The organism is Streptomyces sp., assembly GCF_031178505.1.
Lineage (GTDB): Bacteria > Actinomycetota > Actinomycetes > Streptomycetales > Streptomycetaceae > Streptomyces > Streptomyces gulbargensis.
In genome coordinates this window covers 1-24,260 of record NZ_JAPSIW010000023.1, presented here as the reverse complement: position 1 = coordinate 24,260, position 24,260 = coordinate 1, and the positions used below count along the sequence as shown (strand labels likewise).

Genomic DNA, 24,260 nt, shown 5'->3' with positions numbered 1-24,260 from the left:
ACCTTCGCCAGCTCGATCACCGGGATCGGGCAGCGCTTCCCGAGCGAGTCCACGACCAGCGGGCCGGGCCCGGCCGCCGCGGCCGGGGCGGCGGCCGGGGCGCCCAGCCGCTCCCGTACCCCCGCGACCACCCCCGGCAGCACCGCCAGGAACCGGTCCACGTCCTCCTCCGCCGTCCCGGCCGGCAGCGACACCCGTACGTTGCCCTCGCTCAGCACCCCCATCGCCCGCAGCACATGGCTGGGCGTCAGCGTCGAACTCGTGCAGGACGAACCGGATGAAACGGAGAAACCCTCCCGGTCCAGCTCGTGCAGCAGCGTCTCCCCGTCCACGTAGAGACAGGAGAACGTGACGAGATGAGGAAGCCGGCGCACCGGATCGCCGACCACCTCCACGTCCGGCACCAGCTCCGGCACCCGCGCCCGGATCCGGTCCACCAGCGCCCGCAGCCGCGCCCCCTCGGCCGCCGCCTCCGACCGCACCGCCCGCAACGAGGCCGCCGCCGCCACGATCGCCGGCAGGTTCTCGAAGCCCGGCGCCCGGCCCGACTCGCGCTCGTCCGAGGGGTTTTGCGGCGCGAACCGGACACCCTTGCGGACCGCGAGCAGCCCCACGCCCGCCGGTCCGCCCCACTTGTGCGCGCTCGCCGCGAGCAGCGACCAGCCCTCCGCCACCGGCCCCCAGGCCAGCGACTGGGCCGCGTCCACCAGCAGCGGCACCCCCGCCGCCCGGCAGGCCTCCGCCACCTCGGCCACCGGCTGCTCGGTGCCCACCTCGTGGTTGGCCGACTGGAGACAGGCCAGCGCCGTCCCGCCGTCCAGCGCCGCCGCGAACGCGCCCGCGTCCACCGCGCCCGTCCGGTCCACCGGCACCTCGGTCACCGACCCGCCGGCCGCCGCGTGCGCCTCGGCCGCGTGCAGGACGGAGGAGTGCTCCACGGCCGAGACCACGAGCCGGTTGCCGACCCGCCGGCGCCCGGCCAGCGCCCCCGACACGCCCGTGTGCACCGCGCGGGTACCCGAAGGAGTGAACACGAGCTCGTCCGGGCGGCACCCGACCGCCTCCGCCGCCGCCTCCCGCGCCGCGTCCAGCAGCATCCGGGCCCGCCGCCCCTCCCGGTACAGCCGGGCCGGATCGGCCCACCCCTCGTCCAGGGAGGCCAGCAGGGCCTGGCGGGCGACGGGGTGCAGCGGGGCGGCCGAGGCGGCGTCGAAGTACGGCATCCGCCCACCGTAGAGCCTGGGGGTCTCGCCGATCTTGCCGGGCTCGCGGGGTCCGGCCTGATCGACGAGAGACCCCCTGCGTGCGTGCCGCCCCGCCCGGGTGAGTCGGTGTCAGGCCGCCCCCGCGCGGCGTCGGCAGGGGACCCGGCGGGCGTGCGGGACCCCCTCCCGGAACCCCGGAGTCCACCCCTTCGGGGAGTCGGACGGCGCGTTGGGCACCCTCCCCGCGCGACCCCAAATAGCGTCCAGTAGGGTTTGGTCCGCATAAACATCCAAACCCCTGCCCGCGGCACGGGGCGGCGACCGACCAGCGAGACGGACGGCCGTGGCCGACCAACGCGGGCCGAGACTCTCGGGAAGGCGCTACGTGAGTCCCAACGGCTCCGACCGCTCGTCGCGGCGCCCGATGCGGCGGAAGCTGCCGCAGGTGCTGACTGCGGGCCTGATCCTGGCGACAGCCACCGGCTGCTCGTACAACTGGGAAGACTTCCCCCGCCTTGGCATGCCCACCCCCGTCACGGAAGAGGCGCCTCGGATCCTCTCCCTGTGGCAGGGCTCCTGGGCGGCCGCGCTGCTCACCGGAATCCTGGTGTGGGGCCTGATCCTCTGGGCCACCATCTTCCACCGGCGCAGCCGCACCAAGGTCGAGGTACCTCCGCAGACCCGTTACAACATGCCCATCGAGGCGCTGTACACGGTCACTCCGCTCATCATCGTCTCGGTGCTGTTCTACTTCACCGCACGCGACGAGTCGAAGCTCCTCGAGCTCTCCCCCAAGCCCGCCCACACCATCAACGTGGTCGGCTACCAGTGGAGCTGGGGCTTCAACTACATCGAGAACGTGCCCGGTGTGAAGGGCGACGCCAAGAAGGACAAGAACCTCGCCTCGATCCCGGACAAGTTCCTCAACGACTTCCCGGAGAACGCGGGAGGTGTCTACGACGCGGGCATCCCGGGCGACCGGAACCCGCAGACCGGCAACCCGGGTCCGACCCTGTGGCTGCCCAAGGGCGAGAAGGTCCGGTTCGTCCTGACCTCCCGTGACGTCATCCACTCCTTCTGGGTGGTCCCCTTCCTCATGAAGCAGGACGTCATCCCGGGTCACACCAACGCCTTCGAGGTGACCGCGACCCAGGAGGGCACCTTCCTCGGCAAGTGCGCCGAGCTGTGCGGTGTCGACCACTCCCGGATGCTCTTCAACGTCAAGGTGGTCTCCCCGGAGCGCTACCAGCAGCACCTGAAGGAGCTGGCCGAGAAGGGGCAGACCGGCTACATCCCGTCTGGCATCGAGCAGACGGACCCGGCCAGGAATGCGGAGAAGAACCAACTGTGAGCATCCCCAACGAAACCCAGGGTGCCGCCGCAGCTGAGGACTCGTACGAGAACGAGCTGCCCGTACGGCGCAAGCAGCCCGGCAATGTCGTGGTGAAGTGGCTGACCACCACCGACCACAAGACGATCGGCACGCTCTACCTGGTCACGTCGTTCGTCTTCTTCTGCATCGGCGGTCTCATGGCGCTCTTCATGCGCGCCGAGCTGGCCCGTCCGGGTACGCAGATCATGTCGAACGAGCAGTTCAACCAGGCGTTCACGATGCACGGCACGATCATGCTGCTGATGTTCGCGACGCCGCTGTTCGCCGGCTTCGCGAACTGGATCATGCCGCTGCAGATCGGCGCGCCCGACGTGGCGTTCCCGCGGCTGAACATGTTCGCGTACTGGCTGTACCTCTTCGGCTCGATCATCGCGGTGGCCGGCTTCCTCACCCCGCAGGGTGCGGCCGACTTCGGCTGGTTCGCCTACTCCCCGCTGTCGGACGCCGTCCGCTCGCCGGGTGTCGGCGCCGACATGTGGATCATGGGTCTGGCCTTCTCCGGCTTCGGCACGATCCTCGGCTCGGTCAACTTCATCACCACGATCATCTGCATGCGCGCTCCGGGCATGACGATGTTCCGCATGCCGATCTTCACCTGGAACGTGCTGCTGACCGGTGTCCTGGTCCTGCTCGCCTTCCCGGTCCTGGCGGCCGCGCTGTTCGCCCTGGAGGCGGACCGCAAGTTCGGCGCGCACATCTTCGACGCGGCCAACGGTGGAGCGCTGCTCTGGCAGCACCTCTTCTGGTTCTTCGGCCACCCCGAGGTGTACATCATCGCGCTGCCGTTCTTCGGCATCATCTCCGAGGTCATCCCGGTCTTCAGCCGCAAGCCGATGTTCGGCTACATCGGTCTGGTGGCCGCGACCATCGCGATCGCCGGTCTGTCCGTGACCGTGTGGGCGCACCACATGTACGTCACCGGTGGCGTGCTCCTCCCGTTCTTCTCCTTCATGACGTTCCTCATCGCCGTACCGACCGGCGTGAAGTTCTTCAACTGGATCGGAACGATGTGGAAGGGCTCCCTGTCCTTCGAGACCCCGATGCTCTGGGCCGTCGGCTTCCTGATCACCTTCACCTTCGGTGGTCTGACCGGCGTCATCCTGGCCTCGCCCCCGATGGACTTCCACGTCTCGGACTCGTACTTCGTCGTGGCGCACTTCCACTACGTGATCTTCGGCACCGTCGTCTTCGCGATGTTCTCCGGCTTCCACTTCTGGTGGCCGAAGTTCACCGGCAAGATGCTCGACGAGCGCCTCGGCAAGATCACCTTCTGGACGCTGTTCGTGGGCTTCCACGGCACCTTCCTGGTGCAGCACTGGCTCGGTGCCGAGGGCATGCCGCGCCGTTACGCGGACTACCTGGACGCCGACGGCTTCACCGCCCTGAACACGATCTCGACGATCTCCTCGTTCCTGCTCGGCCTGTCGATCCTGCCGTTCTTCTACAACGTCTGGAAGACCGCCAAGTACGGCAAGAAGATCGAGGTCGACGACCCGTGGGGCTACGGCCGCTCGCTGGAGTGGGCGACCTCCTGCCCGCCGCCGCGGCACAACTTCCTCACGCTGCCGCGGATCCGTTCGGAATCCCCGGCGTTCGACCTGCACCACCCTGAGATCGCGGCTGTCGACCAGCTCGAGAACAAGCCTCACGAGGCTGAGGCCCTCACCGGCGGCAAGGAGGCCGGCAAGTGAAGATCCAGGGCAAGATGTTCATCTGGCTGAGCATCTTCATCCTCGCCATGGCGATCCTCTACGGCGTGTGGTCGAAGGAGCCGGTCGGTACGACGGCGCTGTTCCTGGCCTTCGGCCTGGCGATCATGATCGGCTACTACCTGGCCTTCACGGCCAAGCGGGTCGACGCCATGGCGCAGGACGACAAGGAGGCCGACGTCGCGGACGAGGCCGGCGAGCTGGGCTTCTTCGCCCCGCACAGCTGGCAGCCGCTCTCGCTGGCCGTCGGCGGCTCGTTCGCCTTCCTCGCCGTCGCGATGGGCTGGTGGCTGCTGTACTTCTCGGCGCCGCTGATCCTGGTCGGTCTCTTCGGCTGGGTGTTCGAGTTCTACCGCGGTGAGAACCAGAACCAGTAACACCGGCGGTACCCCGCACCACCCCGAGGGGCCCGGACGCTTCGTCACCGAAGCGTCCGGGCCCCTCGTTTGCAGCACTCGGCGCGCCCGGCCCGCAGATTGTCCTTAGCGTGAGGTCATGAACGACACGCCGCGCATCCGGACTGTTCTGAGCTGCACGCTTCTGGTCCTCGCCGTCACCGCCGGCGCCACGTCCTGCGCGGGCCCCGACCGGCATCCGCTGTCGGCGAGGCCCTTCGACGCGGCGGAGCAGGTCGTGTTCAACACGCCCTCCGGCAGCGCCAAGGCGAACCCCGACAAGCCCCTGGAGATCACCGCCAAGGGCGAGGACGGCCGGATCACCGATGTCACCGCCACCGACGAGGCGGGCCGCCACCTGGCGGGCGAACTCTCCGCCGACGGCCGCCGCTGGCGCTCCACGGCCGCCCTGGCGGCCGGGGCCCGCTACACCGTCCGCGTGGCCACCGAGGACGGGGACGGCGCTCCAGGAGCCCGTACGTTCACGTTCGGGACGGCCCCGGCCAAACGGGCCCTCACCGTCACCTTCGGGCCGGAGGCGGGCACCTACGGCGTCGGGCAGCCCATCACGGCGGACCTCAGCCTCCCCGTCAAGGACCGGGCCGCCCGCGCGGTCGTCGAGCGGGCCCTGAAGGTCCGCTCCGCCCCCGCCGTGGAGGGCTCCTGGTACTGGGTGGACGACAAGAAGCTCCACTTCCGGCCCAAGGAGTACTGGCCCGCAGGCGCCCTCGTCTCCGTCACCGGCAACCTGAACGGCCTCAAGGTCGGCGACAAGCTGTACGGGGGCGCGTCGAAGCCGCTCCGGCTGAAGATCGGCGACCGCATCGAGGCGATCGCCGACGCCGGCAGCCACTACATGACCGTCAAGCGCAACGGAGAAGTGATCAACACCATTCCGGTGACCACCGGAAAACCGGGCTTCTCCACCCGTAACGGGATCAAAGTGGTGCTCGGCAAGGAGTACTACGTCCGCATGCGCGGCACCAGCATCGGCATCGCCGAAGGCAGCTCCGAGTCGTACGACCTGCCCGTGTACTACGCCACCCGGGTGACCTGGAGCGGTGAGTACGTCCACGCCGCCCCCTGGTCCGTGGGCTCCCAGGGCGTGGCGAACGTCAGCCACGGCTGCGTCGGCATGTCCACCGGGAACGCGGCCTGGTTCTACGAGACCGTCCGCCCCGGCGACATCGTGAAGACCGTCAACAGCTACGGCGAGACGATGGACCCCTTCGGCAACGGCTTCGGCGACTGGAACCTGCCCTGGGAGAAATGGCGCCAGGGCAGCGCCCTGGTGGCCGCCAAGGGCAATCCGACGGCCACCGAGGACGCCAAGGCCCGCCTGCGGCCGACGCTCCAGTAGGGCTCGATCACCCCCTGCCTTCGGCGGGGGGACCCCCTACGGGCGCCTGCGGCGCTCGGCGCCCTTCGGCTCGCCCGCCGGTGCGGAGGGTTACGCTCCGATCGCGAGGCGGGAGCGGAGCAGGGCCGCCAGGGAGGCCGCGAACTCGACAGGTTCCACCGGAAGGGTGACGGCCGCGTCCGCGCGGCTCCAGGTGGCCAGCCAGGCGTCCTGCGGGCGCCCGATCAGCAGCAGGACCGGAGGGCAGTGGAAGACCTCGTCCTTGATCTGCCGGCACACCCCCATGCCGCCGGCCGGCACCGCCTCGCCGTCCAGCACGCACACGTCGATCCCGCCCTCCTCCAGGGCCTTCAGGACCGCGGGCAGCGTGGCGCACTCCACGAACTCCACCGGGGGAACGTCGGCGGCGGGCCTGCGCCCTGCCGCCAGCCGGACCTGCGCGCGGGTGTTCGCGTCGTCGCTGTAGACCAGGACCGTGGCACTCGACTGCATCGTTCCTCCGTCTGGAAGGCGGGGTGGTCGTCGTCGACCGGTGCGCCGGATGCTACTCCGCTCCACTGCGCGTCAACACCCGTTCAACACCTGTTCGAAGGGTGTCCCGAGGCCCTTCCGATGGGCCGTTCGGGCTGGACACGGGCCCCTGACACTCCGAACGGCACCCCCCGGAGTGAGGGCGGGATAAGCGACCGACATAATGTCGGTCGTGGCGACAGTAACGACAGTAGATACCGGGCACGCGCACCCGTCGGTCAATCGACCGAACCTCACCAGCGTCGGAACCATCATCTGGCTGAGTTCCGAGCTGATGTTCTTCGCGGCCCTCTTCGCGATGTACTTCACCCTGCGATCGGTGACGGGTGCCGAGTACTGGGCGGAAAAGGCTTCGGCCCTCAACTTCCCGTTCTCGGCGACCAACACCACGATCCTGGTGCTCTCCTCCCTCACCTGCCAGCTCGGCGTCTTCGCCGCCGAGCGGGGCGACGTGAAGAAGCTCCGGACGTGGTTCATCATCACGTTCGTGATGGGTGCGATCTTCATCGGCGGCCAGGTCCTGGAGTACACCGAGCTGGTCAAGCACGAGGGCCTCTCGCTCTCGTCGGACCCGTACGGCTCGGTGTTCTACCTGACCACCGGCTTCCACGGACTGCACGTGACAGGCGGTCTCATCGCCTTCCTGCTGGTCCTCGGCCGGACATACGCCGCCAAGAGGTTCACTCACGAGCAGGCAACCGCCGCCATCGTCGTGTCCTACTACTGGCACTTCGTCGATGTCGTCTGGATCGGCCTCTTCGCCACGATCTACATGATCAAGTAATCGGGCCCGCTCGGCGGACCCGAGACATCCAGCAAGCATCGACGCAGAAGATCCTGACACCGGGGTAATCCGTGAAAAAGCTCTCCGCACGACGACGCCATCCGCTGGCGGCGGTCGTCGTCCTACTTCTCGCGCTGGCGGCCACTGGGGGGCTGTACGCCGCGTTCGCGCCCGCGGGCACGGCGAAGGCCGATGAAACCGCCCAGTCCCTCGCCATCGAGGAGGGCAAGAAGCTCTACTCCGTCGGCTGCGCCAGCTGCCACGGAACCGGCGGTCAGGGCACCACTGACGGCCCGTCCCTGGTCGGCGTCGGTTCGGCCGCCGTCGACTTCCAGGTCGGCACGGGCCGCATGCCGGCCCAGCAGCCGGGCGCCCAGGTCCCGAGGAAGAAGGTCATCTACACGCAGGCTGAGATCGATCAGCTCGCGGCGTACGTCGCCTCCCTCGGCGCCGGCCCGATCACGCCGACGGAGGGCCAGTACAGCCCTGACGGTGCCGACATCGCCAAGGGTGGCGAGCTGTTCCGCACCAACTGTGCCCAGTGCCACAACTTCACCGGTGAAGGTGGCGCGCTGACCCACGGCAAGTACGCCCCCAGCCTCGAAGGCGTGAGCCCGAAGCACCTCTACGAGGCCATGCAGACCGGCCCGCAGAACATGCCCTCCTTCCCGGACACGACCATGCCGGAGAAGGAGAAGAAGGACATCATCGCGTACGTCCAGGCCGTCAACAGCGAGAAGGCCGACAACCCGGGCGGTCTCAAGCTCGGTGGCCTCGGCCCCGTCAGCGAGGGCCTGTTCGCCTGGATCTTCGGTCTGGGTGCGCTGATCGCAGTTGCCATCTGGGTCGCGGCCCACACCGCTAAGGCCAAGAAGTCATGAGTACCCAAGAGATTCCAGAAGAGAACCTGCCGGCTGGGCAGGACGCCGCGCACGGCGCGGTGAAGGTCGCCGACGACCCGTTCGCCGACCCGGGCCTTCCGCCCCACAAGCCGCGTATCCAGGACATCGACGAGCGGGCCGCCCGGCGGTCCGAGCGCGCGGTCGCCCTCATGTTCACGCTGTCGATGCTGGCCACCATCGCCTTCATCGCCTCGTACGTGATCTTCCCGGTCGACCAGATCGTCTACATCTGGCCCTTCGGCCGGGTGTCGGCGCTCAACTTCGCCCTGGGCCTGACCCTCGGCGCGGCCCTCTTCTTCATCGGCGCGGGCGCGGTCCACTGGGCCCGCACCCTGATGTCCGACGTCGAGGTCGCCGACGAGCGTCACCCGATCGCCGCGTCGCCCGAGGTCAAGGCGCAGGTCATGGCGGACTTCGCGGCGGGTGCCGCCGAGTCCGGCTTCGGCCGCCGCAAGCTGATCCGCAACACGATGTTCGGCGCGCTGTCGCTCGTCCCGCTCTCCGGCCTCGTGCTGATGCGTGACATGGGCCCGCTGCCCGAGAAGAAGCTCCGGACCACCATGTGGGCCAAGGGCAAGCAGCTCATCAACATGAACACGCACGAGCCGCTGCGTCCCGAGGACGTCGCGGTCGGTTCGCTGACCTTCGCGATGCCCGAGGGCCTCTCGGAGCACGACCACCACTTCCAGACCGAGATCGCCAAGGCCGCCCTGATGATCGTCCGGATCCAGCCGGAGGACATCAAGGACAAGCGCGAGCTCGAGTGGTCGCACGAGGGCATCGTCGCCTTCTCGAAGATCTGCACCCACGTGGGTTGCCCGATCTCGCTGTACGAGCAGCAGACGCACCACGTGCTCTGCCCGTGCCACCAGTCCACCTTCGACCTCTCCGACGGCGCCCGCGTCATCTTCGGCCCGGCCGGTCACGCCCTCCCGCAGCTGCGGATCGGCGTGAACGACAAGGGCTTCCTCGAGGCGCTCGGCGACTTCGACGAGCCCGTCGGTCCTGCCTTCTGGGAGCGCGGATGAGCACTGTGACGGATACGAAGAAGGCACCCGCCGGTGAGCGGGTCGCCGACTGGGCCGACGGTCGCCTGGGGATCTACACGCTGGCCAAGGCCAACATGCGGAAGATCTTCCCGGACCACTGGTCCTTCATGCTGGGCGAGATCTGCCTCTACAGCTTCATCATCATCATCCTGACGGGCGTCTACCTGACGATGTTCTTCCACCCGTCGATGAACGAGGTGGAGTACGCCGGACCGTACGTCCCGCTCCAGGGACAGCTGATGTCCGAGGCGTTCAACTCGACCATGCACATCTCGTTCGAGGTGCGCGGTGGTCTGCTCATCCGGCAGATCCACCACTGGGCGGCGCTGATCTTCCTCGCCGGCATGTTCGTGCACATGATGCGCGTGTTCTTCACCGGCGCGTTCCGCAAGCCGCGTGAGATCAACTGGCTGTTCGGCTTCCTGCTGTTCTTCCTGGGCATGTTCACCGGCTTCACCGGTTACTCGCTCCCGGACGACCTGCTCTCCGGCACCGGTGTCCGCTTCATGCAGGGCGCGATCCTGTCCGTGCCGGTCATCGGCACGTACCTGTCGATGTTCCTGTTCGGCGGGGAGTTCCCCGGCGGCGACTTCGTGGCCCGGTTCTACTCGGCGCACGTGCTGCTGCTGCCCGGCATCATGCTGGGCCTGATGGTCGCGCACCTCATCCTGGTGTTCGTCCACAAGCACACGCACTTCGAGGGCCCCGGCCGCACCAACAAGAACGTCGTCGGCATGCCGCTGCTGCCGGTGTACATGGCCAAGGCCGGAGGCTTCTTCTTCCTGGTCTTCGGTGTCATCGCGGTCATCGCGGCCATCGCCTCGATCAACCCGATCTGGGCGCTCGGCCCGTACCGCCCGGACCAGGTGTCCACCGGCGCCCAGCCCGACTGGTACATGGGCTTCGCCGAGGGTCTGATCCGTGTCATGCCGGGCTGGGAGATCAACCTCTGGGGCCACACCCTGGTCCTGGGCGTCTTCATCCCGCTGGTGATCTTCCCGCTGGTGCTCGGCGCGATCGCGGTCTACCCGTTCATCGAGTCCTGGATCACCGGCGACAAGCGCGAGCACCACATCGCGCAGCGCCCGCGCAACGCTCCGACGCGCACCGCCTTCGGTGTCGCCTGGATCACCGCGTACATGATCATGCTCGTGGGTGGTGGAAACGACCTCTGGGCGACCCACTTCCACCTGTCGATCAACTCGATCACCTGGTTCGTCCGGATCTTCTTCTTCGCCGGACCGGTCATCGCGTTCATCATCACCAAGCGGATCTGCCTCGGCCTCCAGCGCCGCGACAGGGACAAGGTGCTGCACGGCCGCGAGTCGGGCATCATCAAGCGCCTCCCGCACGGTGAGTTCGTCGAGGTCCACGAGCCGCTCAGCCAGGGCGAGCTGTACAAGCTCACCGCGCACGAGCAGTACCAGCCCGCCGAGCTGCCGCCGGCCGTCGACGAGAACGGTGTCGAGCGCAAGGTCGGGCGCATGGAGAAGCTGCGGGTCAAGCTCAACAAGGGCTACTACGGCGAGGACAACCAGATCGCCAAGCCCACCGTCGAGGAGTACAAGGAGATCCAGAGCGGCCACGGCCACCACTGATCACCTGACCTCCTCCCCCCGGGGTTTCGCCCCGGGGGACCCCAGAAGGTCGCCACGGCGAGAGCCCCGTCCATTCGATGGACGGGGCTCTTTGCCGTTCCCGCCGGTCGATAGGGTGACCCTGTATCCGTCACGTGACGACCACCAGGAGCTGCCATGAGCGCTGCGACCCCCGCTGGAGGACCGACCACGGCGGGCCGCTCCTGGCCCGTCGTCCTGGACGGCCTCCTCACCGGACGCGACCAGAGCGCCGACGACACCGCCTGGGCGATGGACCGGATCCTCCGCGGCGAGGCCACCGACGCCCAGATCGCCGGCTTCGTCGTCGCCCTGCGCGCCAAGGGGGAGACGGTCGAGGAGATCACCGGCCTCGTCCGCACCATGTACGCGCACGCCAACACCATCGACGTGCCGGGCGAGACCGTCGACATCGTCGGCACCGGCGGTGACGGCGCCAAGACGGTCAACATCTCCACCATGTCGGCGATCGTCGTCGCCGGCACCGGCGCCAAGGTCGTCAAGCACGGCAACCGCGCCGCGTCCTCCGCCTCCGGCGCATCCGACGTCCTGGAGAAGCTCGGCGTCAACCTGGAGCTGACCCCGCGCCGGGTGGCCGAGGTCGCCGAGGAGGCCGGGATCACGTTCTGCTTCGCTGTGAAGTTCCACCCGGCGCTGCGTCATGTGGCCATGGCGCGCAAGGAACTGGGCATCCGCACCGTCTTCAACTTCCTGGGCCCGCTCACCAACCCGGCCCGGGTGCGCGCCCAGGCCACCGGTGTCGCCGACCCCCGGATGGCCCCGATCGTCGCCGGCGTCCTGGCCGAACGCGGCTCCTCCGCCCTGGTCTTCCGCGGCGACGACGGACTCGACGAGCTGACCACCACGGCCACCTCGCGGGTCTGGGTGGTCCGCGACGGCACCGTACGGGAGGAGGCCTTCGACCCCCGGGACGTAGGTGTCGGTCTGGTGCCCGTGGACGCCCTGCGCGGCGCCGACGCCTCGTACAACGCCGACGTGGCCCGCCGGCTGCTCGCGGGGGAGACCGGTCCGGTGCGGGACGCGGTGCTGCTCAACTCGGCGGCGGCGCTCACCGCCCTCCGGCCGGGCGACGGCACCCTCGCCGAGCAGATCCGCGCGGGCATCGAGCAGGCCGCCGAGTCCATCGACTCCGGCGCCGCCCGGCGCGTCCTGGAACGCTGGATCGCCGCCAGCCACGCCTGAGTCCCGCGCTCGCGCCGCCTCACCGGCGACGACCCCGGTCCCAGCATGCGGACCGGGGTCTTGCGTTTCGGTGATCATGTGGCAGGATGCGTGGCAGGTCATGAGTGACAGCTGTGAAGCCCCGGCTTGCTGTCCGGCAACCCTCCGTCCGTGGCGGGGTGCCCCGGGTGAAGACCAGGCCGTAGGCAGCGAGGTCTACGGCAAGCGCGGACCCCTCGACACCAGGGGTCCTGGTCTCTCGAGGAGCGTTTTTCCGTGAGCAAGCGAATGCGATAGGGCGAGTCCGCCCCTTCTTCCCCCTCGGACACAGGGTCACTTCCGCGCACCCGCACGCAGGTCCGTGCGCGTCCGCGTCCCCCTGAGCCCCCGAGGCAGCACCCGTACCCCGCCGTGCCCGGCCGCGTACGGGATCCACCGAAGCCATTCCGCACTGCCCCGCCGGGAGATACCGCCATGTCCGCACGCCCGAACGCCACCGCCGCCGCCGTTTCCGCCACCACCGCCGAGTCCGCCGACCCCTGCTGCGAGGCTCCGCTCCCGGTCCTCGGCCGCGACGTCACCGTCCCCCTCGTCACCGGCGGCGAGGTGACCTACGCGGCGCTCGACTACGCCGCCAGCGCCCCCGCCCTCCAGCGCGTGTGGGACGACGTCGCCGCCTACGCCCCGTACTACGGCAGTGTCCACCGCGGGGCCGGGTACCTCTCCCAGCTCTCCACCGACCTCTTCGAGAACAGCCGGACCACCGTCGCCGAGTTCCTCGACTGCCGCCCCGGCGACCAGGTCGTCTTCACCCGCTCCACCACCGACTCGCTCAACCTCCTCGCCCGGGCGCTCCCCGCCGGCTGCCAGGTCTTCGTCTTCGAGACCGAGCACCACGCCTCGCTGCTGCCCTGGCAGGACGCCCGCGTGACCTACCTCGACGCGCCCCGCACCCCGGCCCAGGCCGTCGAGACCCTGGAGCGCGCGCTCGCCGACCGCGACCCGTACGGCCCCGCCCTGGTCTGCGTCACCGGCGCCTCCAACGTCACCGGCGAACTGTGGCCGGTCCGTGAACTCGCCGCCGCCGCGCACGCGCACGGCGCCCGGATCGTGCTCGACGCCGCCCAGCTCGCCCCCCACCACCCGGTCTCCGTCACCGGACTCGACGTCGACTGGGTCGCCTTCTCCGGGCACAAGCTGTACGCGCCGTTCGGCTCCGGCGTCCTCGCCGGCCGCGCCGACTGGCTCCAGGACGCCGACCCGTACCTCGCGGGCGGCGGCGCCTCCCGCACGGTGGCCCGCCGGGCCGACGGCGGTGTGGAGGTGGAGTGGCACACCACCGCGGCCCGGCACGAGGCCGGCTCCCCGAACGTCATCGGGGTCTACGCCATCGCCTCCGCCTGCAAGGCGCTCACCGACGCCGGCTTCGAGAACCTGGTCGCCCGCGAGCGGCACCTCATCGAGAAGGTGCGCACCGGCCTCGCCGGCGTCCCGCAGGTGAAGGTGCTCTCCCTCTTCGGCGACGACGCGCCCCGCGTCGGCGTCCTCTCCTTCGTCGTGGAGGGCTGGAACAGCTCCCACTTCGCCGCCGCGCTCTCCGCCGAGTACGGCATCGGCGTCCGCGACGGCCTCTTCTGCGCCCACCCGCTGGTCCGCACCCTGCTCGGCAGCGACCCGCAGGACGTCGGCGCCTGCGGCGCCCCCGAGGCGCGGCCGGGCGAGCGGTCCCTCAACGCGATCCGGGTCAGCTTCGGCGCCGGCACCCCCGACGAGCACGTGGACCGGTTCGTCGGCGCGGTGAAGGAGCTCGTGCGGGACGGCGCCCGCTGGTCGTACCGCACCGAGGACGGCCGCTGCGTCCCCGACCGCGGCTGACCCGTACCCCGCCGATCACTCACTCGTACGGGTGAAGGGGGCCTCCCCTGACGGGAGGCCCCCTTCACCGTGCGGTCCGAGGGCGCTCAGGACTCCAGACCGATGGCGAAGGCCGCCTCCAGGTCGTGCTGGGAGTACGTCCGGAACGCGACGTGCGTGTCGGTGGCCTCCACGCCCGGGATCCTGCTGATCCGGCCGGGGATGACGTCCGCCAGGTCGTCGTGGCGCGGCACCCGCACCATGGCGATCAGGTCGTAGGTGCCCGTCACCGAGAAGACCTCGCTGACGTTCTCCAGGGCGGCGATCGACTCGGCGATCTCGGGGATGCGGTCCACGCTGGTCTTGATGAGCACGATCGCGGTGATCACGGCTGGCTTTCTCCCTCGGTCGCCGCGGCTGGGGCTTTCACTCTATCCCCACCGCGGTAGCGCCCCCAGGCGTACAGGAAGCCGACGGAGAAGCCCACCACATGGGCCAGATAGGCGACGCCCGGACCGGCTCCGGCCGACCGCGCGGCCAGCCACTGGAGCACGAACCAGAAGATCAGCACGATCCAGGCGGGGAAGCGCAGCGGCAGGAAGAAGAGGAAGGGGAAGAGGCTGGTCACCCGGGCACGGGGGAAGAGGAAGAGGAAGGCCCCCAGCACCGCGGAGATCGCCCCCGAGGCCCCGACCAGGGTCTGCTCGCTGTCCGCGTGCGCCACCGCGTACCCGAGCAGCGCCAGGTAGCCGGTGACGAGGTAGAAGAGGGCGAAGCCGATCCGGCCCATCCGCTCCTCGGTCATCGCCCCGAAGACGTACAGGAACAGCATGTTCCCCAGCAGGTGCAGCCAGCTTCCGTGGACGAAGAGGGCCGTCAGCGGGGTGAGCAGGGCCCGCGGCTCGCCGCTGATCAGCTCGGCCGGGACGACCCCCCACTCGCGGAAGTAGGCGCTCTGCGCGGCGAGCAGCGCGTCCCCGGTGCCGTACGCCGGGTGGAGCCCGGACACCGGGCCGATCGCGAAGAGGAGACAGCAGGCGGCGATCAGCGTGTAGGTCACCGCGGGCCCGTGCCGGGCGCCGTGCCACGCTCCCCGGGCCGCTCGTCGCCAGTCGATCATGCGGAGATGATGACGCAAGACGGGCGAAGTGGACAGAGCGCCTCGCCGTGCCGCGGCGTACCGGGGAGGCCGTAGGGTTACGGGCAGTACAACCGCAGTTCGACGGCGCACCGCGGCTCCCGCACCTGGTACCACCGCAACAGGAAGAAGGACGGCACGATGACGACGGTTCCCCTGCCGACCGACGAGACCCGCTGGCGCTGCACGCTCTGCGGCAATCTGACCCGCTTCGACGTGACCCGCTCGTCCAAGGTCGTGGAGTACGTCCATCTGGACCTGGCCGGGGAGCCGACGGTCGAGGAGCGTCAGGTGGTCAGTGAGACCATCGAGTCGGTCCGCTGCCGCTGGTGCAACGCGGTGGACCAGATCGAGCTGGTGGACAGGCCGGGCGCCGCCTCCTGAGGGACGGCGCGGACGACATAGGGGTGACGGATCGTGGAGCAGCCCGCGCACGGTGGTGAGCCGGCCGGCGCGGCAGGTGACGCTGCCGAGACGCTCGACCACCCACTGCCGGAAGGGGTACGGCGGCGGGTCGTCGCGCTGGTCGCGGACGCCTTCGGCGGGCTGACCGTCGCGGAGCTGCCCGCACCCCTCCGCCAGTACGCCCGGTTCACCGCGAGCCGCCGGGCCAGGTTCGCCGGCAACGCGATGGCGACGGCCCTGGAGACCGACCCCCTCTTCCGGCAGCGGATCGGCGAACGGTTCCGTACGGCCCAGCCCGACCTCGCCGCCGCCGTCGAGTCGGGCGCCCCGCCCGCCGCCGTCGACCCGGTCGAGGTGGCCGCCGCCGCCTACGTGCTGCGCCCGCCGGGCTGGGTCAAGCTCGTCGCCGCGGCGGGCGAGGAGGCCGTGCGCGCGGACGCGGAGCGCGCCGACGAGGCCGGCCGGCGCGAGCTGGAGCGGTTGCGCGGGGAGCTGGCGGCCGCCCGTGACCGGGCCAGGGCCGAGACCGAGCAGCTGCGCCACGACCTGGAGGCCGCCCGCAAGGAAGCGGAATCGGTCCACCGCAAGCTGCGCAGTGCCCAGAGCGACGTCAAGCGCGGCGAGGCGGCCCTGCGCCGAGCCCAGGCCGAGACGGACGCCGTACGGGCGGAGGCGGCCGCGCAGGTCTCGGCCGCGGAGAGCGAGAGCCGGCGGCTCAAGGCGCGGCTCGGCGAGGTGGAGGCCGCCCTGGAGGCGAGCCGGCGGGCCGCCAGGGAAGGGCGCTCGGTGGAGGACATGCGGTTGCGGCTGCTGCTCGACACGGTCCTCGACGCGGCGCAGGGCCTGCGGCGCGAACTCGCCCTCCCCCCGGTCTCCGTGCACCCCGCCGACACCGTGGACGCGGTCGCGCCCGGCCGGATGTCCGCCAAGGACATCGCCGCCCGGGCCCTCTCGGAGACCGACCCGGCCCTGCTCGACCAGCTGCTCGCCCTGCCGCAGACGCATCTGGTCGTCGACGGCTACAACGTCACCAAGACCGGCTATCCGACGATGCCGCTGGAGAAGCAGCGGCTGCGGCTGCTCGGTGGGCTCTCGGCCCTCGCCGCCCGCTCCGGGGCCGAGGTCACCTGTGTCTTCGACGGGGCGGAGCTGGCGGCCCCGGTGCTCCTCGCGCCGCCGCGCGGGGTGCGGGTGCTGTTCTCGAAGCCGGGCGTGACGGCGGACGAGCTGATCCGCCAGCTGGTGCGGGCGGAGCCGCCGGGGCGGCCGGTCGTGGTGGTCTCCACCGACCGCGAGGTCGCCGACGGGGTGGCGAAGGCGGGTGCCCGGCCCGTGGCGTCCGCCTTGTTGCTGAAGCGCCTTTCGCGGCTCTCGTGACACCTGTCAACTCATGGGCGCTATGACCGAATTATGGATGGCTGACCGTCAAGTGGCCATCACCGCCCGTGGACTGTGCGTAAATAAAGTGGTGCGTGGGCGAGATTTTTGCCAGTGGGATTTGAACTGATCACAAGTTGGTCACTAGGGTCAGGCCTCGAACCTTCGCGCGGTTGATCACCCATCCGGGGTGACAGCGAAGGAACCGCCCGCCCCTCCCCGGTCGGGCGGCGCTCGAGGAAGAAGGAGCCGCCTTCGTGGCGTCCCACCGTCGACCCAAGCAGCCGAGCCGTACCCGCGTGACCGTGCTCACCGCGACCGCGGCCGCCGCCGTCGCGCTCTCCGCACAGACCGGCGCCCAGGCGGCTCCCAAGCCCAAGATCGACGAGGTCAAGTCCAAGGTCGACGCGCTGCACCACGAGGCCGAGGAGGCCACGGAGCAGTACAACCTCGCCGAGGAACGCCGCGGAAAGCTCCAGCAGGAGATCGGGGACCTCCAGGACAAGGTCGCCCGCGGCCAGCAGGAGCTCAACACCCTGCGGGACCAGATCGGTTCGGTCGCCAGCGCCCAGTACCGCTCCGGCGGCATCGACCCGGCCCTCCAGCTCTTCCTCTCCGCCGACCCGGACACCTACCTCGACAAGGCGTCCGCGATCGACCAGCTGAGCGCCCAGCAGGCCGACGTCCTCACCACCATCCAGGCCAAGCAGCGCTCCCTCGCCCAGCAGCGGGCCGAGGCCACCGCGAAGCTCGCCGACCTCGAGGACGTCCGCAAGACCCTCGGCGCCAAGAAGAAGAAGTACCTCGGCAAGCTCGCCGAGGCGCGCCAGCTGCTCAACACCCTCACCCAGGAGGAGCGCGAGCGTCTGGAGCAGGCGGAGCGCGCCAAGGAGCAGCGCGCCAGCCGCGCCGCCGGCGAGCGCATGGACCTCGGCAACGAGGTGCCCGCCTCCGGCCTCGGCGGCGCCGCCCTGGCCGCCGCCGCCACCCAGATCGGCAAGCCGTACGTCTCCGGGGCCGAGGGCCCCAACTCGTACGACTGCTCCGGTCTGACCCAGTGGGCCTACCGCCAGGCCGGCGCCCGGCTCACCCGCACCACCTACACCCAGCAGAACGACGGCGTGAAGATCGGCCGCAGCCAGCTGAAGCCGGGCGACCTCGTCTTCTTCAACGGCCTGTCGCACGTGGGCCTGTACGCGGGCAACAACACGATCCTGCACGCTCCCAAGCCGGGCGCCAACGTCCGCTACGAGTCGATGGACTACATGGGCACCTTCCAGTTCGGCGTCCGCATCGGCGGCTGAAACCCGCCCGACCGCTCCGGACTGCCGCCCAATCGGGTGGTTCGCCCCGCACCACGCTGACCTGACGCCCCGCCGGTGACCTGTGTTCTCCGGCGGGGCGTCACTGTGCGTGCCCTCCGGGTTCGTTGGACACGGCGTCACTTGCGGCTACTGTCTGCCGCGCTGTATGCGTCGATCCAACGGAGCGTGTTACGTGGCGTCCCACCGCCGACCCACGAGGGTCACCGTGCTGACCGCCGCCGCGGCCACCGCGGCCGCGTCCTTCGGGGCCGTCCCCGCGAGCGCCGACCCGGGGGCCACCCCGGAGGCGACCCGCGCCACCGTCGACCGCCTCTTCGAGGAGGCCGAGCGGGCCACGGAGGCGTACCACCGGGCCGACGAGAAGGCGGACGCGCTGCGGACCACGGTCACCCGCGCCCAGGACAGCCTGGCCCGCGGCCAGGAACGGATCAACCGCATGCGGGGCGTGCTCGGTTCGGTCGCCGGTGCCCAGTACCGCTCCGGCGGCATCGACCCCGCCCTCGCCCTGCTGCTCTCCGCCGACCCGGACAGTTACCTCGACCGGGCCTCCGCCCTCGACCGGGTCACCGCCCGGCAGGGCGTCGCCCTCGGGGAACTGCGGCGCGAGCAGCGCCGGCTCCACCAGGTGCGCGCCGAGGCCGGGAAGGTCCTCGCGGAACTGGAACGCAGCCGGGCCGAGGTCGCCCGCCACAAGCGGGCCGTGGAGGGCAAACTGGCCCAGGCCCGCCGGGTGCTGGCCGCCCTGACCGCCGAGGAGCGCGCCGACTTCGAGCGGGCCTCCCGCACCGGCGGCCGCGCGGACGGGGCGGCCGCGGCGACCGCCTCCGAGCCACCGCCCTTCACGGGCGCCGCCGCCGGCTCCTCGCGGGCCGCCGCCGCCGTCCTCGCCGCCCGCAGCGCCGTCGGCAAGCCGTACGTGTGGGGCGCCACCGGCCCCTCCGCCTTCGACTGCTCGGGCCTGATGGTCTGGTCGTACCGCCAGGCGGGCATCAGCCTGCCCCGCACCTCGGCCGCGCAGCGGTACGCGGGCCGTCAGGTGCCGCTCTCGCAGGCGCGGCCCGGGGACCTCGTGACGTACCGGGGCGACGCCAGTCACGTCGGCATCTACGCCGGCAACGGCCAGGTCATCCACGCCCCCTACCCGGGCGCCACGGTCCGCTACGACCCGGTGAACATGATGTCGCACGTCACCGTGACCCGCGTCTGACCGGCCCTTGCCCCGGGCGCCCGCCGTCCCACCCGTACGATCGGGCCGTGGCGGTCCAGGGCGGTGGTGCGGTGCGGCGGACGGCCGCGGCCTGCCTGGCGGCCCTGCTGCTCGTCCTCACGGGCTGCGCGGAGCCCGGCCCCGGCGCCCCGGCGCGGGCGGAGGCGCAGGGCCTGCTCGACCGGTACGCGCGGGCCCTGCTCGACCGCGACGAGGCCGCCTACCGGCGCACGCTCGACCCGGCCGGCTCCCCGGACACCCGCGCCGCCTTCCGCCGGCTCGCCGCGGTCCCGCTCGGCACCCTGCGCTACCGGGTCACCGGCGTGGAACCGGCGGGCCCTGGCCGCGCCACCGTCCGGGCCGAACTCGCCCACCGGATCGAGGGCTACGACTCCGGGGCCGCGACCGGCGACCGGGTCGTCGACCTCACCGAGCGGGACGGCCGCTGGTACGTGAGCGGCGACCGGCCCGCCGCCGGCGCCCCCCAGCAGCTCTGGCAGCAGGGCGAGGTCAGGGCGGTGACCGGGCGGCACAGCCTGGTCCTCGGGGTGGAACAGGACCCCGAGCGGCTGCGGCGGATCGCGGCGGAGGCCGACCGCGCGGTGCCCGCCGTCTCGGCCGCCTGGGGCCGCGACTGGGCCGGCCGGATCGTGGTCCTGGTGCCGGCGACGGTCGCCGCCATGGGCGGGCTGCTCGGCGCGCCGGCCGACACCTACCGGGGCATCGCGGCGGTCACCACCGGCCGGATCGGGGGCGGGCCCACGGCACCGGCGGACCGGGTGATCGTCAATCCGGAGGCGTACGGCGCCCTCGGAGCCTTCGGCCGGCAGTTCGTCCTCACCCACGAGACGGTCCACGTCGCCACCCGGACCCGGACCTCACCGGCCACCCCGGTCTGGCTCTCCGAGGGCTTCGCGGACTGGGTGGCCGACCGGGGCACCGGCCGCACCGCCGCCGAGGCCGCCCCCGAACTGCACCGCGCGGTCCGGGCGGGCCGGCTCCCCGCCCGCCTGCCCGAGGACGGGGACTTCGCCTTCGACGGCGACCCGGAGGCGCTGGCACGGGCGTACGGGAGCGGGTGGCTGGCCTGCGAGCTGATCGCCGAGCGGTGGGGCGAGGAGGAACTGACCGCCTTCTACCGGGCGGTGGGCGCCCAGCGGCGGCGCGAGGGCGCGGTCGGGAAGGCGCTCGGTGAGGTGCTGGGCGTCACGGAGGCGGAGTTCACCCGGCGGTGGCGGGCGTTCGTCGCGGAGCGGCTCGGCTGAGCCGGGCACGGGGGCGCCCGGTTCCGTGACGGGGCCCCGGCCCTAGGGGCGGTCCGCCCTGCGGAGGAGCGAGACGCCCTCCCGGTGCTCGACGAGCCGATAGCCCGCGACCCCGCCCGTCCTCTCCAGGGCCGTACCGGTGGGGCAGTCCGGGTCGGACCGGTCGGCGTTGTCGTAGATCAGCCACTCGGCGGGCTCCCTCGGCGGGAAGGAGCGGGGGAAGAGGCACACCTCGCTGACCGTGGCGCGGTCGGCGAGCTGGGCGGCCAGCTGGTTCGAGGCGGCCACGGTCGCGCCGTCCGGAATCCTCTTCAGGAGGTCGTCCGCCGCCCTGACCTGGCTGGTCTCGCGCCAGAGCTGGGGGGTGACCACCTCGTGCAGCGGGTGGGTGAAGAGGGTGACGCAGGTGGTCAACGCCCCCACCACGCAGGCCGGAAGCAGTCTGCGCGCCTCGATGCCGCCCTTGGCGACGGCGTGCACCGCCGCGGCGAAGGCGATGGGCATGATCACGGCGCTGTAGTGGAAGTCGGTCCCCCAGTGGAAGGGGTTGGGGGAGGTGAAGCGCCAGGCGAGCGTCGGCAGCGCGATCAGCACGAGCGGCGAACGCAGTGCGAGGAAGCCGGTCGGCGCGGCGATCATGAAGACCGTGAGCCACTTGACCGGCGGCCAGAAGGCGCCGACCGCCTGGGCCGCCAGGCTCGGCTCCGCTGCGGTCTCCGGCGGCCAGTAGGCGAACTGCCCGATCGGGTTGAGCTCCGGCAGGATCACCAGCATCTCCAGGGCCGTGGCCCCGGCCCCGAGGACCGCGAGGAGGAGTCCCGTCACCCGCGGCCCCTTCCAGGCCACGTACAGACCGATCGCCGCCACCGTGAGCCCGAGGTCCTCCTTGACCAGGACCAGCGGGACCGCCCACGCGACGGCCGCGCCCCACCGGCCGCGCCCCGCCGCGCAGAGCGACAGCGCGAGGAGCGGGACGGCGAACGCCACTTCGTGGAAGTCGAAGGAGATGAGCTCCGCCAGGCCCCAGGAGGCCCCGTACGACAGGCCCGCCCAGAGGGCGAACCCGCGGCCCCTGACCTCCTCGGCCCAGCGCATCAGCGGCACGACGGAGAAGGCGGTGAGCGCCGCCTGGCAGACCAGCAGGGTGTAGCTCGACGGGAAGACCTTGTACGCGGGCGCGAGCAGCGCGAGGATCGGGTGGAAGTGGTCCCCGAGCGCGTTGTAGTCGGGCCCCTTGAGGGGGGAGTACGGCAGCGAGAACCGCGCGTACGACTGCACGATCTGCGTGAAGATGCCGAGGTCGTAGCCGGTCGAGAGGTTGACCGCGTGACGCCGTGCCGACAGCGTCAGATAGACCAGGAAGAAGACTCCGGCCACGAGCAGCGGCGTCCGCCAGGAGGTCCCCTTCGAAGCCCGTGCGCCGTCTCCCGCGCCGTCGCCCTCCGCTCCGGTGCGCCGCTGACGGGGTTCGGCCGGAAGCTTCAGGTCAGTCATGTCAGCAGGAGAACCTAATCAGGAGGGAGGAGGCCCCTCAGGGTAGCAGCGCCGCCCAGGGCGCCCGGGGGCCTCAGGACGAGCCGGTGAGCACCTTGTCCCGCTCCGCCGGCGCCGCCGGGACCGGGATGCGCACGGTGCCCGCCTCGGTCACCGTGTGGCGCCACAGGATCCGGCACGCGAGGAGCGTGGCCGCGACCAGGAGGCCGTTGCGCAGGAACAGCACCGTCATGCCCAGGAGATCGCTCTGGGTGACGTGCGAGAACCACACGGGGAACTCGAACTGCGTCACCGCCGTGGCCCACAGCACCAGATGCGCGGGCCGCCGCATCCGGCTCGACCGGTAGGCGAGGCAGACCGCCGCCAGACCGGCCAGCCACATCATGTACTGCGGCGAGATGACCCGGCTCGTCGTGGTGAAGAGGAGCACCGCCACGAACGCCGCGTCCGCCGTCGTGGAGGTGACGAAGCGCCGGGCCCGGAACCGCCACAGCACCAGCCAGCCGAAGGCGGCGACGGTCAGCGTCATCGACGCGGTCGTCACCCACGACACGTACGGGCCGAGGAACTCCATCGAGCCGTAGTTCATCCGCGCCCCGCCCTCCCAGCCGAAGTGCCGGGCCACGTGGAAGACCGTCGCCCCCAGCGACTCGACCTCGGTGCCGCGTTCGCTCTGGTACGACAGGAAGGTCAGCGAGCCCGGCATCCACAGGGCGCAGAGCAGCAGCACCCCGCTGGCCGCGCCCGCCGCCACCGGCCAGGAACGCCAAGTGGCCCGCCCGTTCGCGGTGCCCACCAGCAGCAGCGCCGGCCACACCTTCAGGATGGCGCCGAAGCCCGCGAGGGCGCCGAACAGCCGGGGGCTGCGGATCGCGGACAGGAGCGCCGCCACCGCGACGGCCGTGACCATGATGTCGTACCGCGCGTACGCGGTGGGGCCCAGCAGCGGGACCGCCGCGAGCCACAGCCAGGCGCCCCGCGTCGACCGGCCGGGACGGCGCCCGGTGTGGAGGAGCAGGCCGAGGACGAACGCGTCGCACAGCAGGGCCAGGGCGAAGAAGCCGGCGGTGTAGTCGAGGAACGGCAGCAGCGCGGGGGCGAGGATGGGCAGTGCCGCGCCCGGCGGGTACTGCCACGTCACGTCCGACTCGGGGTACGTGCCGGTCTTCAGGACGTCGAACCAGCTCCGGTAGATCTGGTCGACCTCGACCGCCACGTCCGGGCCGGGGACGACCACCACGCGCAGGACACAGAGCAGGAGGACGATCCGGGTCAGCCCCCACAGGGCGAGCGGCAGCCGCAGTCCGGGAAGCCGCCGGTCAGGTCGCCGGGGAGCCGGAAGTCGCCGATCCATGGGGGAGCCCCGTTGCGCCGCACCCGTCATACCTGTGGGGTTCCTGTCCTGTCGGTCCGCTCGCGCGGAGGATGGTGGTGCCGGGCGAAGGGTGCGATCGCGTACTGTCGGCCGGGATGGCCACGATGCACAAGACCCTGATCGTAACCAACGACTTCCCGCCCCGCCCCGGCGGAATTCAGGCATTCCTGCACAACATGGCACTGCGTCTGGATCCCGAGCGGATCGTCGTCTACGCCTCCACCTGGAAGCGCGGCCGCGAAGGGGCCGAGGCGACCGCCGCGTTCGACGCGGAGCAGCCTTTCACGGTCGTGCGGGACCGCACCACCATGCTCCTGCCGACCCCGCGCGTCACCGCCCGCGCCACCGCCCTGCTGCGCGAACACGGCTGCGAGGCCGTCTGGTTCGGCGCGGCCGCCCCCCTCGGCCTGATGGCCCCCGCGCTGCGCAGGGCGGGTGCCCGGCGGCTCGTCGCCACCACCCACGGCCACGAGGCCGGCTGGGCGCAGCTCCCGGCCGCCCGGCAGCTGCTGCGCCGCATCGGCGAGGGCACCGACACGATCACCTACCTCGGCGAGTACACCCGGTCCCGCATCGCCACCGCCCTCACCCCGGCCGCCGCCGGGCGCATGGCGCAGCTCCCGCCCGGCGTGGACGAGAAGACCTTCCACCCCGGCTCCGGCGGCGACGGGGTCCGTGCCCGCCTCGGCCTCAG

Annotated in this window: 22 protein-coding genes and 1 riboswitch; of the genes, 16 read left to right on the top strand and 6 right to left on the bottom strand. The window is 71.3% G+C overall.

Translation table 11 applies throughout. The features are described from left to right. On the bottom strand, positions 1 to 1,223 hold a 1,223-nt coding region (locus RIF68_RS04020), incomplete at its 3' end, for an aminotransferase class V-fold PLP-dependent enzyme (protein ID WP_309049713.1). Positions 1,224 to 1,590: 367 nt separating this feature from the next. Between RIF68_RS04020 and coxB the strand changes: the two genes are divergently transcribed. From coxB to RIF68_RS04000, 4 genes are all read left to right on the top strand, one after another. Beyond that, a complete protein-coding gene (gene coxB / locus RIF68_RS04015) occupies positions 1,591 to 2,556 on the top strand; it encodes a cytochrome c oxidase subunit II (RefSeq protein ID WP_309049712.1) in 966 nt (321 codons plus the stop codon). Then, entirely contained in the window at positions 2,553 to 4,289 is a 1,737-nt protein-coding gene (ctaD, locus tag RIF68_RS04010) for a cytochrome c oxidase subunit I (protein WP_309049711.1), read from the top strand. The genes coxB and ctaD overlap by 4 nt, the downstream gene beginning before the upstream one ends. Next, positions 4,286 to 4,684 carry a cytochrome c oxidase subunit 4 gene (locus tag RIF68_RS04005; protein ID WP_309049710.1) on the top strand — a complete coding sequence of 133 codons (399 nt, stop codon included), beginning with the start codon at positions 4,286 to 4,288 and terminating at the stop codon, positions 4,682 to 4,684. Before ctaD ends, RIF68_RS04005 begins: the two co-directional genes overlap by 4 nt. 118 nt (positions 4,685 to 4,802) lie before the next feature. After that, positions 4,803 to 6,062: an Ig-like domain-containing protein gene (locus tag RIF68_RS04000; protein WP_309049709.1), complete on the top strand. Its 1,260-nt coding sequence runs from the start codon at positions 4,803 to 4,805 to the stop codon at positions 6,060 to 6,062. A gap of 90 nt (positions 6,063 to 6,152) precedes the next feature. Here the strand turns inward: RIF68_RS04000 and RIF68_RS03995 are convergent, their stop codons facing one another. Beyond that, positions 6,153 to 6,554: a hypothetical protein gene (locus RIF68_RS03995; protein ID WP_309049708.1), complete on the bottom strand. Its 402-nt coding sequence runs from the start codon at positions 6,552 to 6,554 to the stop codon at positions 6,153 to 6,155. A 202-nt stretch (positions 6,555 to 6,756) separates the two neighbouring features. Here RIF68_RS03995 and RIF68_RS03990 point away from each other — a divergent pair, with 202 nt between their 5' ends. The 6 genes from RIF68_RS03990 (at position 6,757) to RIF68_RS03965 (ending at position 14,001) form a co-directional block, all read left to right on the top strand. Then, positions 6,757 to 7,377, top strand: a complete 621-nt coding sequence (locus RIF68_RS03990; RefSeq protein WP_309049707.1) for a heme-copper oxidase subunit III — start codon at positions 6,757 to 6,759, stop codon at positions 7,375 to 7,377. Positions 7,378 to 7,448: 71 nt separating this feature from the next. Beyond that, positions 7,449 to 8,258 carry a c-type cytochrome gene (locus RIF68_RS03985; RefSeq protein WP_309049706.1) on the top strand — a complete coding sequence of 270 codons (810 nt, stop codon included), beginning with the start codon at positions 7,449 to 7,451 and terminating at the stop codon, positions 8,256 to 8,258. Next, a complete protein-coding gene (locus RIF68_RS03980) occupies positions 8,255 to 9,307 on the top strand; it encodes a Rieske 2Fe-2S domain-containing protein (protein WP_309049705.1) in 1,053 nt (350 codons plus the stop codon). Before RIF68_RS03985 ends, RIF68_RS03980 begins: the two co-directional genes overlap by 4 nt. Further along, positions 9,304 to 10,926, top strand: coding sequence for a cytochrome bc complex cytochrome b subunit (locus tag RIF68_RS03975; RefSeq protein WP_309049704.1), 1,623 nt, complete (start codon positions 9,304 to 9,306; stop codon positions 10,924 to 10,926). The genes RIF68_RS03980 and RIF68_RS03975 overlap by 4 nt, the downstream gene beginning before the upstream one ends. 156 nt (positions 10,927 to 11,082) lie before the next feature. Continuing rightward, on the top strand, positions 11,083 to 12,147 hold the full coding sequence (gene trpD, locus RIF68_RS03970) for an anthranilate phosphoribosyltransferase (protein WP_309049703.1): 1,065 nt from the start codon (positions 11,083 to 11,085) through the stop codon (positions 12,145 to 12,147). 96 nt (positions 12,148 to 12,243) lie between these two features. Beyond that, positions 12,244 to 12,360: riboswitch (SAM riboswitch) on the top strand. A gap of 240 nt (positions 12,361 to 12,600) precedes the next feature. Then, positions 12,601 to 14,001: an aminotransferase class V-fold PLP-dependent enzyme gene (locus RIF68_RS03965; RefSeq protein WP_309049702.1), complete on the top strand. Its 1,401-nt coding sequence runs from the start codon at positions 12,601 to 12,603 to the stop codon at positions 13,999 to 14,001. 86 nt (positions 14,002 to 14,087) lie between these two features. Here the strand turns inward: RIF68_RS03965 and RIF68_RS03960 are convergent, their stop codons facing one another. Next, a complete protein-coding gene (locus tag RIF68_RS03960) occupies positions 14,088 to 14,369 on the bottom strand; it encodes an Lrp/AsnC ligand binding domain-containing protein (RefSeq protein ID WP_309049701.1) in 282 nt (93 codons plus the stop codon). Beyond that, positions 14,366 to 15,100, bottom strand: coding sequence for a rhomboid family intramembrane serine protease (locus RIF68_RS03955; protein WP_309049700.1), 735 nt, complete (start codon positions 15,098 to 15,100; stop codon positions 14,366 to 14,368). The genes RIF68_RS03960 and RIF68_RS03955 overlap by 4 nt, the downstream gene beginning before the upstream one ends. A gap of 159 nt (positions 15,101 to 15,259) precedes the next feature. Between RIF68_RS03955 and RIF68_RS03950 the strand changes: the two genes are divergently transcribed. The 5 genes from RIF68_RS03950 to RIF68_RS03930 all read left to right on the top strand — a co-directional run bounded on the left by RIF68_RS03950 (position 15,260) and on the right by RIF68_RS03930 (position 20,697). Next, the gene (locus RIF68_RS03950; protein WP_309049699.1) at positions 15,260 to 15,502 is read left to right on the top strand and encodes a hypothetical protein; all 243 of its coding nucleotides are present in this window, start codon (positions 15,260 to 15,262) and stop codon (positions 15,500 to 15,502) included. A 33-nt stretch (positions 15,503 to 15,535) separates the two neighbouring features. Further along, the gene (locus RIF68_RS03945; RefSeq protein WP_309049698.1) at positions 15,536 to 16,900 is read left to right on the top strand and encodes an NYN domain-containing protein; all 1,365 of its coding nucleotides are present in this window, start codon (positions 15,536 to 15,538) and stop codon (positions 16,898 to 16,900) included. Positions 16,901 to 17,157: 257 nt separating this feature from the next. Beyond that, positions 17,158 to 18,204, top strand: a complete 1,047-nt coding sequence (locus RIF68_RS03940) for an NlpC/P60 family protein (RefSeq protein WP_309049697.1) — start codon at positions 17,158 to 17,160, stop codon at positions 18,202 to 18,204. A 193-nt stretch (positions 18,205 to 18,397) separates the two neighbouring features. Next, positions 18,398 to 19,432, top strand: coding sequence for an NlpC/P60 family protein (locus tag RIF68_RS03935; protein WP_375165669.1), 1,035 nt, complete (start codon positions 18,398 to 18,400; stop codon positions 19,430 to 19,432). A 47-nt stretch (positions 19,433 to 19,479) separates the two neighbouring features. Beyond that, positions 19,480 to 20,697, top strand: a complete 1,218-nt coding sequence (locus tag RIF68_RS03930) for a hypothetical protein (protein WP_309049695.1) — start codon at positions 19,480 to 19,482, stop codon at positions 20,695 to 20,697. 42 nt (positions 20,698 to 20,739) lie between these two features. On the opposite strand, the gene RIF68_RS03925 is transcribed toward RIF68_RS03930, so the two are convergent. After that, positions 20,740 to 22,191, bottom strand: a complete 1,452-nt coding sequence (locus RIF68_RS03925; protein ID WP_309049694.1) for a DUF2079 domain-containing protein — start codon at positions 22,189 to 22,191, stop codon at positions 20,740 to 20,742. 73 nt (positions 22,192 to 22,264) lie between these two features. Then, positions 22,265 to 23,545: a glycosyltransferase family 87 protein gene (locus RIF68_RS03920; RefSeq protein ID WP_309049693.1), complete on the bottom strand. Its 1,281-nt coding sequence runs from the start codon at positions 23,543 to 23,545 to the stop codon at positions 22,265 to 22,267. A gap of 125 nt (positions 23,546 to 23,670) precedes the next feature. Here RIF68_RS03920 and RIF68_RS03915 point away from each other — a divergent pair. Continuing rightward, positions 23,671 to 24,260, top strand: a 590-nt coding sequence (locus RIF68_RS03915) for a glycosyltransferase (RefSeq protein ID WP_309049714.1), incomplete at its 3' end; no start/stop codon positions are given.